This is a genomic window from Nostoc sp. LEGE 12454 (assembly GCF_056620565.1).
Window position 1 is genome coordinate 21865 of sequence record NZ_JBWQXL010000062.1, and the last position, 11657, is coordinate 33521.

The window sequence follows — 11657 nt, forward strand, 5'->3', positions numbered from 1 at the left end:
GTGCTAAATAGTGTTTTGGTAGCTCTGGATGGTTCGGATATTTCAGAACGAGTAATTCAAGCTTTAAATAGTTTGGTGTTTTCAAAAGACGCCAAGGTTATTCTCTGTCATGTGTTTCTCACGCCAGAGTCAGAAATGGAACTACCTGCCGATCGCCCTCAGCCAGAGTCCCCAACGTTTTCTTATTTTCATATTGAAAAGCAACTGCAATTATATCAGGAAAACTTATCAACCAGAAGTGAGTTAGAGTTAGTAACTGGCGATCCCGCTGAAGAGATTATTCGTCTTGCCAATATTTATAAAACTGACTTAATCGTAATTGGCAGTCGGGGCTTGATGGGAATGAAACGAATTGTTCAGGGTTCTGTTAGCAGTCAAGTTGTAGAAGAGGCTAATTGTTCAGTATTGGTCGTAAAACCAAGATAAAGATTTTTTACAAGGGGAAGCAATAGCTATAACCACCCCAAAACTAGCCTTTGAAGAACACCTGAAATATGATGATGGCACTGATAGCCGCTATAAATTGGTCAAGGAAAAACTAATTCCCATAAGTGTAGAAAGTGGACAACATGATGCACAAGGGTTTAAGAATTTTAACCTATGCAATTCTGTGTTGCCTACGTTTAGAGTAGTGAGATAAATTACTTTTAAACCGCAGAGCTACATAGGAGGACACTTGCATGAGCGGGTTTCCCTACTTGAGCAAAGTGTCCGTGGCGAAGAGAAAAAAAAGAGATTTTTGGAGTTACCTTGAAAGGGCTAGCCATAGAGACAAGGAAAATCCCTTTGCTACGTTCAGTCAGTTAAACGTTCTTGAGTTGCTAAAAACTGGCGCAAGCTCAACAAGCTGAGTGTTTGACCCAAATTCAAGGGCAAAATTGAAACTCCTTCCAAGCGGGACTGTACCCAACCTTCTCCCCAATACCATTCGTGGAACCCGTCAATGCCTCCACTGAGTACTAAGCGAAAGCAGTTGGATTTGACAACGTTTACTTGATGATGAATCGCGACTGGCCCAGTCCAGGTTGTAAACTGGAATCCGGGAAGCAGTTCTTCTGGCATTCCTGGCGCAAAACGTTGCCCTAAAAGCCATTTTTTTAGTTGCACGGGATGCAGCAGACTGTCACGAATTGCATCTGTTGATGCTTCGATTTCAATCCGTAGTTGGCTTTGTTGAAAATTACCCAGCATTTTTCTCGGATTACCTAAAGATTAAGACATCGCTATTTCTAATATTGCAAATAGTTTTTGTCATTAGTCATCAGTCCTTTGTCCTTTGCAAATAACTAATGACTAATGACCGCCCTTTATTTGCGTAACACCCCACTACGTTACTTTTCTTGCAGCAGAGAACTTAGAATAGAAAAAGTGAACTTGTTAAGAAATGTAAGGTTATTCATGGCGGATCAGTTAATTCGTGCAACAGCAGCCGAAGGTGGAATTCGTGCCGTAGGTGCGATCGCCACACGTTTAACAGAAGAAGCACGGCAGCGCCACAAGCTTTCTTATGTGGCAACGGCAGCACTGGGTCGGACTATGACGGCGGGCTTGTTAATGGCTTCTAGTATGAAGCGGACTGGATCGAGGGTTAATGTTCGGGTGAAGGGCGATGGCCCTTTGGGTGGCATATTAGTAGACGCAGGCTTAGATGGTACAGTACGCGGATATGTTGGGAATCCATCTGTAGAATTGCCTCCTAATGCCAAAGGTAAATTAGATGTTGGTGGTGCTGTGGGTAGCGGCTACCTCTACGTTGTGCGAGATATTGGTCGAGGTTATCCTTACTCTAGTACGGTAGAACTAGTTTCTGGCGAAATTGGTGATGATGTCGCTCATTATCTGGTGAATTCCGAACAAACACCTTCGGCTTTAGTTTTAGGTGTGTTTGTGGGAGCAGCGGGAGTAACTGCTGCTGGAGGATTACTGATACAAGTATTGCCGAAAGCCGCCAGAGACGAAGCTTTAGTAGAAACGTTGGAATCACGGGTAGCTAGTCTAGCAGGATTTACGCCATTGTTGCAAGCTGGGAAGACGTTACCTGAAATCTTTGGTGACTTATTGGGAGACATGGGATTGGAAATCTTTTCCGAACGCCAAATGTTGCGCTTCCACTGTGGTTGCTCTTTCGATCGCGTTTTGGGGGCACTAAAGATTTTGGGAGAAGCTGAACTGCAAGATATGATTATCAAGGATGATGGTGCTGAAGCAACTTGCGACTTTTGCGGCAACGTCTATCAGGCAAGTAGCGATCAGTTAGCTCAACTAATTTCCGATTTGCAAGCCGAATCTGCTGTTTGAGGATAAAGTATAAAATAGCACTGATTTTTGAGATTGATAATGGTACTCTGTGGAGAGAGATAATCAAAAAAGTAGCTTTTTAATGATGAGAAAGTTACTATGTCAACAATGGAATTATCAACCTAAAACAGAGCGCTATTCAATTATTTTGGTGTGAGAGATGACAGAGCGGGATATTCCAGACAGTTGGTCTTCAGCCAGTGGAAGAAAGCCAGATCAAAGCAAAAGATTATCCCGAACAGAACAATTCGGTGAAACTCAGCCATTTGATGTCCCAGCTACTGGTTCTACTTCCAAGTCAGTGAAACGGCGAAAAAAAAACCATACGAAAGAATCATCTATAAATAGTCATTCAGAAGAAACTGCCCAACTCAGTAGTACTTCTAGGAAGTGGCCACGCTGGATGAAAAGCTGGACATTGTGGCTAGTACTACTAATGTTGATTCCCGGCAGTGTAGGATTTTTGGCAATGGCAATGCTGTTCAAGTTGCCTGCTGCTCCTAATTGCCCCTCGATTTTCTGGCCGCTAGCTAGTGCTTCTGTGCGACTACATTGCGCTCAGTTAGCGGCTTCTAAGCAAACAGTGAACGACCTATTACAAGCGATCGCTCTGGTGAAGCAACTACCACAAAATCACCCGTTGCATGGAGAAATCGATCGTTTCATTGAAGAATGGTCGCGGGATATTTTGAAGTTAGCCGATCAAAGTTTCCAAACTGGGAATTTAGAAGAAGCGATTGCGACTGCTCGTAAGATACCCGAAGATGTAGCAGCTTATAAATTAGTCAATGAACAAGTTGACAAATGGCAGTCAATTTGGTCAAAGGCTGAAGCCACATACAACGGTGCGATCGCCGAAGTAAAGGAACGGCGCTGGCAATCAGCGTTCATGTTATCCGCTAAAATGCTGCGCGTAGACAATCAGTACTGGGCGGGTACTAAATACGACCAATTGAATAGTCTGATTGCTACAGCACGAGAAGATGGCGATAAGTTAGGAAAAGCCGAAAGTTTAGCAAACAGCAAAGCAGTCGATAACATTCTAAAAGCGATTGAGTTAGCGGAGTCTATTGGGCAGGAAAGTTACCTTTATCAAAAAGCTCAGGAAGCGATTCCGGCATTTGGACGCAAAATGCTGGAATTGGCACAGGCGAAACTAGACAAGCAGGATGCGGATGAAGCGCTGAATATTGCTAGGCAAATACCGGAAAGTACGAAACTACAAGGCGAAACTGATGACTTTATTGCCATAGCTGACGCGAAAAGAAGTGCTTGGATCGGTAATGTTTCTGGTTTAGAGGCAGCGATCGCTCAAGCACAACAAATCGACCCCTCCAGACCAGTGTATAACGAAGCACAGCAACTAATTGCTCGTTGGCAGTTGGAAATTGAAGATGTTGCCCATCTGGAAAAAGCAAGAATATTGGCTAGTCAGGGAACAGTTCCTAATTTAACAGCAGCGATCGCCCAAGTGCAGCTTATTCCTGCTAGTAACCCTAGAGGCGCAGAAGCTAGACAAGAGATAGGTCGCTGGAATGCCCAAGTGGAGACAATTGAAGACCAACCTTACTTAGACCGCGCGGAACAGATAGCAATATTCGAGGATATTAACTCCTTGCAAGCTGCGATCGCCCAGGCTAGCGAAATTCGTCGAGGTCGTGCGTTATATCCAGAAGCACGCAAAAAAATTCGTACTTGGGTAGGAAAGATTGAGCGAATTCAAGATCAACCTTACTTAGATCGAGCACAAGAACTGGCCCAGAGTGGCAATCTCACCGCCGCCATTAGCACAGCTCAACAAATAGCTTCATCAGGAAGGGCGCTTTCACAAGAAGCACAAGCTGCGATCGATGACTGGGAAGGGCAAATTCGCACTAGAGAAAACTGGAAAAAAGCCCAGGAAGTCGGGGCGGCTGGCACTCCAGAAGCCTTAGTTGAGGCAATACGATTAGCGGATCGAGTTTCAAACAATAGCATCTTACGTATGGATGCAAATCAAGCTATTGACCAATGGAGTCAGCAATTGTTAGAAATAGCACGCACTCAAGGTCAGTCTGATATTGCTAGAGGCATTGATATTGCCAAATCGGTTCCACGCGGTAGTGCTGCTTACAGTGCAGCGCAAGAGCAAATTAAGACTTGGCAGGATTTTCTCAATCCTCAACCTGAACCTCAACCTCAGCCTTCGTCTGTGCCTGAATCTCTACCATTTCCCCGCTAAACTACTATTAATGGTCAGCGATCGTCTATTAACTCAAGTTGCGGGTTATCAAATTCTAGGTTTTTTGCATTCGTCGATTCATGCGATCGCGCACTACAAGTTGGGGTTGCACTACGCATAACCCCAACTTCGATTGAATCAAAAAGACAATTACTGAACCAGTTTAGAGTATCATAATTTGCTCATTCAATAAATGCTTGTCGAACAGTAAATGCAAAAATGAATGCTTCAAGCTTTAGTAAAAACCCTTTATACGTGGCTGTTAAGGCCAAGTTTCCCACTGCCTTGAGGCGTGATATCCTGTCCGACTAATTAGTTATAATTCCTAAATCTATGCAGAAAGCCCAAAAACCCCTCACCTCTGCACCTCTGCGCCTCTGCGGTCTTAATGATAAGTCTTTAACCGGACATGATATGAGATAAAGCTTAAATTCTTTATTCCCCAATCGCTTCTCCCCATTCCTTAATGACTGAAAATAGTGATGAGTAATCATCATCAGCAAATGACATTTTTACGGCTGTTTGCAAGATTTGCCGCACTCCTTTAATACTGCTGAGATCCAAACTTTGAAATTTCGCTTCTGAGATAAATAACTCCGTATCTTTAAGCAAGTGTTTTGTGGGGAAATTGGGATCGGCATAATTGCCATCTAACATCCGTTGTAGCTTTTTGTCAAAGGTAGCTGCATAGAGGGGACTGTCGCGCAAGATTTGCATAAACACATCTACATCGACACCTTGACGTTGGACAAAAGCTAGACTCAGAGCAAAGCTAGTTGTTAGAGAAGCTATTAGTTGATTTAGTGCCAATTTAAGCGCCGCCGCAGATCCCACTGGCCCGATAAGTAAAGGTTCTGTCCCAAAATTTTGCAGTAACTTCAAGTGGCGTTCGTATTGTTCTGGCTCGGCCCCTACCATAACATTCAACTTGCCAGCTTTTGCTTCTGGGATACTCCCTAATACGGGCGCTTCTAAGTACTCACCACCACCCCCAACAACTGCATCTCTAATTTCCTGGCTTTCTGTGGGCGTGATTGTTCCCATTTGGATAATCGTGCGTCCTTCCAAAGTTTGCCAAGCAGTATCTGAAAGCAACACATTATAAATGGCTGGGGCATTAGTCAGCATAAGAATTACGCACTCAGCAGCACGAATGGCGTGGCGGGGATGTGTAGCAATTTCAGCCCCAGCTGCTTGTAGTGATGCTAATTTTTCTGGGGTACGATTGTAGGCAACTAGCTGTATATCTGCGGCTAATAACCTTTGAGCCATTGGTAGTCCCATCAGTCCAGTTCCCAGAAATGCCACCTTCATTTTTTACGTTCCTTTAATACAGCGTCACCGATAGCGTTCGCGTAGCGTCTCTATGAGAGGCTGCGCCAACGCTTAGAGCGAGTCATCGAGCGTTATAGCCCATTGTGAACATCGCATTGTTTGATTCAAATTTAGTTGGGAAGTAGTTATTTTAAATTTAAGATACAATCCTAAATCCAGTTTTGTTACTCCCTAACCTGGCAATCAACCACCGGCAGCAAAAGTTAACATAATTATCACTGACAGTAATATACCAGGGGTAAGTAGTGTTACTAGCATTAACAGGTCATGAGTGGACATAATTATTACTTTGGTAGGGTGTTTAACTTTACTGTAATCACTGTTATGCTAGTCCAAATAAGACTGATACTGCATTCTTAAATAGAGTTTTAACTTTTCAAATTTACACTTACTCTGGCAGAATCAATCCTTTTAATCGTTGAGAAATTTCTGTATTGTTCAGACCTTTGCTCTGAATTAAGACTCCAAAACCGCCAAGTCCTGTGGGATCTATAAGTTGGTGTAGTGCATCCCGATGCTGTAGTAACTGCGAAAGAGGTTGTTTTCGATCGGAAAGGGTTGCAATACGATCGCCTAACCCCAATGCCATCAAAAATAACCCCTGCTGGATAAAACCAACATTCTTTAAGTTACATTTCTCACCCCAGCGTTCCAAAGCTGTAAAGTCAACATGGGCAGTTATATCTTGTCGCCCAATATTAATATAAGGATTGTCATGGAAGCGGTGGTGATAATAGCACTGTAACGTTCCTTGCGATCGCCTGGGATTGTAGTAACGATTGGCGGGGTAGCCATAATCAATTGTTAACACATAGCCGCGCTGCAAGCGGTCTGCTACTATACTCAACCAGTCTAGAGCAGCTAAATTAATTTCACTACGGTAGCCATCGGGATATGCACTTTGGGTAAAGTTCATTTCCACTAAGTCTAAATATTCAGCTAGTTGGGGCGTTGAAGGTTCCCCTGTGACTTCCACAAATGATGAGCAGGTTTCTTTCTCATTACTATCTGTAGTTACATAAATTTCTCGGAGTTCTCCCGTTTCTAGGATGAATTGATGCACGGGGAACGCATCTACTAACTCGTTAGAGAAAAAGCAACCTGCGATCGCATTTGGTGGTATCTCCTCTAAATTACACCAACGCACCGGGAAATCTTGCAAGCGTTGCTGCTGTTCTTGTTTTAAAGTTGGCGACTTTTCAACAATGATGTACTCTAGGGCGGTAAAAAAATCTGGGTAGTGCAGTTGATGATATTTAAGGATATGCAAAGCTAGCAATCCTTGACCTGCTCCCATTTCTACCAGAGAAAAGGGTACAGGTTTTCCTAAAATCTCCCACATTTGCAAAAATTGTTCTGCGAGTAACTCGCCAAAGTCAGAACAGAGGTTGGGAGAGGTAAAAAAATCACTATCTTTAAAACCTATTTTGACTGCATCGCTGGAATAGTAGCCGTATTCAGGGTGGTATAATGCCATGTCCATGAATTGGGCAAAAGTAATTTGTTTTTGAGGATTGGTGGTAATGTGATTGGCGATCGCTGCACACAATGCTGGATTTGAATCCATAAAATTTGAGATTGGGGATTAGAGAAAATAAATGTTTACCAGCAACACAATCAATTTAACCGAAGTGTAAAAATTAAAATCTGTCGTTTATTTTGTCGTGTTAGCCTGCTGCTCGCAGTAAGCAGATAAACCCTTCTTGCTCGAAGTGCCGATCGGTAGACAATGCCTCTGTAATCCCGCGTTGGCGCATTAACACAAACCTCAGTACATCACATAGAGAGTAAGTTTTATCCTCCCACTCTATAAGGTCGCGATCGCTTTAGGCACTCATCAACGACACTAGCACACCATTGGGATCGCGGACGCGAGCAATCATTTGTCCCCCAGGCTGACTTTTAGGAGCATCTAGGGTTTTTGCACCTGCTCCGATCGCTCTCATGTAAGCGCTGCCAACATCAGGAGTAATAAATGAGATTTGAATTAATGCTGGTGGTTGTGTAGCCTCGTTGGGATGGCAGCCACCAGGAAATAACTTCTGTGCTTCGCTACTAGAGGAGAAAGCTAATGTGGTGTTTCCGGTTTCGATTTCCGCCCAGAGAGATTGTCCCTTATCCACGAGAGTGCGGCGAACTAGACCAAAGGCTTTTTCGTAAAACTCAACAGTTTTAACTACATCGTCTACCCAAATAACCGTGTAAGCAAATTTCATAATTCTTTCTCCTTAATCTAGAAAAAATTGAGGGTTTGAAACCCACCTTCGTGGGTTTTGCCTGTGTAGACGCGGTTTCTAACCGCCCTTTTAACCACGAATTACGAATTACGAATTGTTTTAACTCTCCAAAATATTACGATCTGTTGCTAGAGTTTGTGCCCCTATTTGCATCATTTCTATATCTGATGGCGACCAATCATGAGGCCCTTGACAGTGATGTGCTACTAACAATCCCCATAATCCTCTAGGGATGACAATTGGTACAACCAAGTTGGCGCGAACCTGCATATTGCGGAGAAAGTCTCGGTGACAAGCCTCGATTGGCTCTAATTCAATATCAGCGATCGCCTTTACCCGTCCTGCTAAGTATAAAGCAGCATACTCGTTGTTAAAACAATCATCTGGGCCAGTGGAACCAAGTATTGAGAATTCTTGAGAACTCAAAGATTCAAAAGTCACTTGACCTTGCCACTGACTGTAAAAATAATACAACACCACCCGATCGACCTGAAGCGATTCTCTGAGTTGATTGGTTGTTTGCCGGACTAATTCATCGCGCTGCATAGTTTTAACAAGGCGGTCGAGCAAATTTTGCAAACCCTGTTCGCGGCGATCGCGGCTATGGTTAAATTCGGAGTGAGGATGAATTTGCACGGTTCTAAAATTACGACTAGGTAAATGCTGCCGGATTTATATAGTAATTTATTAGACTTTATTTAAATACATTTTTGTATCCATAGTAGCAATTCCATTTTAACGAAGCATAATACTATTCAAACTCTGTGCTGAATTTAAAATAAAATATTAAGAAATTAAAGTTTTTCATTTACACAAGATAAAATTTACAATTTTAAATTAAGAATTTTAAAAAATTACAAATAATATGTTTTGTCTTTCTGTAGATAGAGGCAATAAATATACTTCAAACTGTAATGTAACAAGTCAGTTCGTATTCAAAATTACAAATATTTGTCACACTGTTAGTAATCCTCGTTTTTATGCTTTGCATGGGAACGAGAGACAAGACTTTTCACGGTATATGTAAAACCTCTCTCTAAATCTCTCTCCTAAAAGGAGAGAAACTTTAAAAGTTCCCCCTTCCCTTGTAGGGAAGGGGGTTAGGGGGTTAGGTTTTTTGTGGCTTTTCCACATAACGTGAAAAGTCAAAACGAGAGACTAACTACAGACTAATTTTGAGTTTCCAAACATTGGGGCAAAGTTACGATAAGCTTTTAATGCTGCTTCTTTAACAGTTGCATTCACAATCGGAAAAGTAGTGAGGATGTAGCTAAATTTATCTTCAGTTAAGCCGTAAAGGTGTGCTACCATTCCATCGAGTTCGGCACGGAGTTTGGCGCGTTCTGCTGCGTCGGTAACGCCTTGTTGATGGGAACCTAAACCGACTTCTTGCGCTAGTTCGTCAAATTCTGCTTATCCTCTATTTTTTCACCCAGTAATGGGAACTCGATCATTTTTTCAGAAATGCGGAAGTCTATTTCATTTTTAAATTCCACTACTGAAAGTGAATCAGGTGATAGGCGGCGTATAAGCTCAAGACTTATTGATATGCTGTCTTTTTTTGGAAATCTTTGTAATTCCAAAACATCATGATGCATAAAAGCGGCAGGGAATTTTTCAGTGTTACCGCCTTTTTCAAAAGTAAGAACAACAAATTTAAATCGGCTATCAGCACCTTCAAAAATTGTCTTGCGGTTTTCAAAACAGAATAGTACAGTTACTTGAGTCTGACTAAACAATATTTCACGTAATTGTTTAGCTCCTAAATCATTATAAAAACTACTATGAATAACAATCCCGCATTCACTACCAGCTTTTAATAAGTTAAAACATTGCTCTAAATGTTGGCTTGATTTGTTCACCCGTGATTTTAAATTGTCAGGTAAATTTGCTGATTACTTTATCAAAAGACCTAATTGCTTTATAAAAATGCCCGTTTGCTTGCTCAATATACTGAAATGCTTTCTCAAAATCAGCTTTGACTTACTCAAAAGAAGCTTTTGCTTTCTCATTTTGGTGTTTTCCGCAAGCAAAAGCAGCTTTGACTTACTCAAAAGAAGCTTTTGCTTTCTCATTTTAGTGTTTTCCGCAAGCAAAAGCAGCTTTGACTTTCTCAAACCCCAGTTTGCTTTCTCATTTTGGTGTTTTCCGCAAGCAAAAGCAGCTTTGACTTACTCAAACCCCAGTTTGCTTTCTAATTTAAGTGTTTTCCGTAAGGTGTAGGTTGGGTTGAGAAACGTAGACCTAACATTATCAAAGCTTTGTTGGGTTTTGCAAAGCCTCAATTCAACCTACTATAGGGCTTCTGAGTTGAATGTAATACAGACCTAACCCCCAGTGCCCGTAGTCTTAGAGGTTGTTTGAAAAGTGTTTCGCTGTGATTTTAGGCACTTATTGATCCCCCCTAACCCCCCTTAAAAAGGGGGGAACCGGAATCAAAGTCCCCCTTTTTAAGGGGGATTTAGGGGGATCTAAAACGTTTTGCTACCAAGAAGAGAACTTTTCAAACATCCTCTTAGGAGAGAGATGCGGTTTATAAGCGTCCTTTTAATTATTTAACTTTTAACCAACTAAATATATCTGCTGGCATAATTTGCCAATCTGTTAATACATCAAGAACAGTCAATTTATCATTATTATATTTAACTTCCGGTAATTTATTGGGTTGAAATACCATCACAGATTTATCATTAGAGTCAATAAACCAACCTAATTTTGTACCATGATTAATACAAAAAATAATTTTATCAATCACCCGGTTAGGAAATTGGTCAGGTGATAAAATTTCAATTATCCAATCTGGATAAATTTGAAACTTATTGGCAATTTCCCCATCTTCATCAACAATAAGCTGTGACCATTCAAATACAGCAATATCTGGAACTAAAGAACGTCCTTCAAATGTGCAGCGTAATTCAGTTAATGCTAAAGCTTTTTGCTCAGGTTCGCTTATCCGATTAATCTCGGTTGATAAACGAGTTTGGATTCTGCTATGTTTTCCCTGCGGCATTGGTTTTTGGTAGATTTTTGCATCAATATATTCACTAGCTGGTTTAGTTTCTGGTAATTCCAGAAACTCTGTTAAAGAAAGATTAGATGATAATATAACCATAAAAATTACTCCTAAAATAATTTAATTATATCTTTAAACCTTTGTAGGATGTGTTGCGCATAATAAGGACGCGATACATTAAGACGCGATAAATCGCCGTCTCTACAAAGGACTGATTATTGTAGAGACGGCGATTTATCGCGTCTATTGCCTTAATTAAAAATTACGAATTAGAAAATAATCCCAAAGAACAAATAATCTGAGGTTCCCGCTTCTCCAGTTCTTCAGTTACAATACACAAACGGTCATCCATCCGTTGTTATATAAGTAAAAATTTTTTCCAGCCAAATAGGGGCAATTTATCAATTGCCCCTACCGTACAATCAGCAGGGTAAGCGCGTCTCAAACACTATTGACAAGCGGATTCTGAGACATCATCATGTTGAGATAAACAAGCAGCAAGAATAGTAAGCATGTAGTTATTATCCATTGCGGCTCGATTCGATTTTTGGCG

General features: G+C 41.5%; 11 protein-coding genes. 3 read left to right on the forward strand and 8 right to left on the reverse strand.

Going from position 1 to position 11657, the window contains the following annotated elements; genetic code table 11:
* Positions 1 to 426, forward strand: a complete 426-nt coding sequence (locus AC1F2U_RS31900; protein ID WP_480264774.1) for a universal stress protein — start codon at positions 1 to 3, stop codon at positions 424 to 426.
* A 369-nt stretch (positions 427 to 795) separates the two neighbouring features.
* Here the strand turns inward: AC1F2U_RS31900 and AC1F2U_RS31905 are convergent, their stop codons facing one another.
* The gene (locus AC1F2U_RS31905) at positions 796 to 1191 is read right to left on the reverse strand and encodes a hypothetical protein (protein WP_480264775.1); all 396 of its coding nucleotides are present in this window, start codon (positions 1189 to 1191) and stop codon (positions 796 to 798) included.
* Between the two features lie 207 nt (positions 1192 to 1398).
* Here AC1F2U_RS31905 and hslO point away from each other — a divergent pair, with 207 nt between their 5' ends.
* Entirely contained in the window at positions 1399 to 2298 is a 900-nt protein-coding gene (gene hslO, locus AC1F2U_RS31910; RefSeq protein ID WP_480264777.1) for an Hsp33 family molecular chaperone HslO, read from the forward strand.
* Between the two features lie 160 nt (positions 2299 to 2458).
* Positions 2459 to 4519, forward strand: a complete 2061-nt coding sequence (locus tag AC1F2U_RS31915) for a chromosome segregation ATPase (protein WP_480264779.1) — start codon at positions 2459 to 2461, stop codon at positions 4517 to 4519.
* A gap of 435 nt (positions 4520 to 4954) precedes the next feature.
* Here the strand turns inward: AC1F2U_RS31915 and AC1F2U_RS31920 are convergent, their stop codons facing one another.
* The 7 genes from AC1F2U_RS31920 to AC1F2U_RS31950 all read right to left on the reverse strand — a co-directional run bounded on the left by AC1F2U_RS31920 (position 4955) and on the right by AC1F2U_RS31950 (position 11203).
* On the reverse strand, positions 4955 to 5833 hold the full coding sequence (locus tag AC1F2U_RS31920; protein ID WP_480264781.1) for an NAD(P)-dependent oxidoreductase: 879 nt from the start codon (positions 5831 to 5833) through the stop codon (positions 4955 to 4957).
* 409 nt (positions 5834 to 6242) lie between these two features.
* Entirely contained in the window at positions 6243 to 7421 is a 1179-nt protein-coding gene (locus AC1F2U_RS31925; protein WP_480264783.1) for a class I SAM-dependent methyltransferase, read from the reverse strand.
* A 259-nt stretch (positions 7422 to 7680) separates the two neighbouring features.
* On the reverse strand, positions 7681 to 8070 hold the full coding sequence (locus AC1F2U_RS31930; RefSeq protein ID WP_480264784.1) for a VOC family protein: 390 nt from the start codon (positions 8068 to 8070) through the stop codon (positions 7681 to 7683).
* A gap of 120 nt (positions 8071 to 8190) precedes the next feature.
* Entirely contained in the window at positions 8191 to 8727 is a 537-nt protein-coding gene (locus AC1F2U_RS31935; protein WP_480264785.1) for a GAF domain-containing protein, read from the reverse strand.
* A gap of 522 nt (positions 8728 to 9249) precedes the next feature.
* A complete protein-coding gene (locus AC1F2U_RS31940; protein ID WP_480264786.1) occupies positions 9250 to 9402 on the reverse strand; it encodes a hypothetical protein in 153 nt (50 codons plus the stop codon).
* Between the two features lie 83 nt (positions 9403 to 9485).
* The gene (locus AC1F2U_RS31945) at positions 9486 to 9953 is read right to left on the reverse strand and encodes a hypothetical protein (protein ID WP_480264787.1); all 468 of its coding nucleotides are present in this window, start codon (positions 9951 to 9953) and stop codon (positions 9486 to 9488) included.
* Between the two features lie 689 nt (positions 9954 to 10642).
* Positions 10643 to 11203, reverse strand: a complete 561-nt coding sequence (locus AC1F2U_RS31950) for a Uma2 family endonuclease (protein ID WP_480264788.1) — start codon at positions 11201 to 11203, stop codon at positions 10643 to 10645.
* Positions 11204 to 11657: the final 454 nt, after the last annotated feature.

Excerpts from the sequence above, each read along its gene's own strand:
- AC1F2U_RS31905 (WP_480264775.1), bottom strand. The coding sequence starts at position 1,191 with ATGCTGGGTAATTTTCAACAAAGCCAACTACGGATTGAAATCGAAGCA.
- hslO (WP_480264777.1), top strand. The coding sequence starts at position 1,399 with ATGGCGGATCAGTTAATTCGTGCAACAGCAGCCGAAGGTGGAATTCGT.
- AC1F2U_RS31930 (WP_480264784.1), bottom strand. The coding sequence starts at position 8,070 with ATGAAATTTGCTTACACGGTTATTTGGGTAGACGATGTAGTTAAAACT.
- AC1F2U_RS31940 (WP_480264786.1), bottom strand. The coding sequence starts at position 9,402 with ATGGTAGCACACCTTTACGGCTTAACTGAAGATAAATTTAGCTACATC.
- AC1F2U_RS31920 (WP_480264781.1), bottom strand. The coding sequence starts at position 5,833 with ATGAAGGTGGCATTTCTGGGAACTGGACTGATGGGACTACCAATGGCT.
- AC1F2U_RS31915 (WP_480264779.1), top strand. The coding sequence starts at position 2,459 with ATGACAGAGCGGGATATTCCAGACAGTTGGTCTTCAGCCAGTGGAAGA.
- AC1F2U_RS31950 (WP_480264788.1), bottom strand. The coding sequence starts at position 11,203 with ATGGTTATATTATCATCTAATCTTTCTTTAACAGAGTTTCTGGAATTA.
- AC1F2U_RS31925 (WP_480264783.1), bottom strand. The coding sequence starts at position 7,421 with ATGGATTCAAATCCAGCATTGTGTGCAGCGATCGCCAATCACATTACC.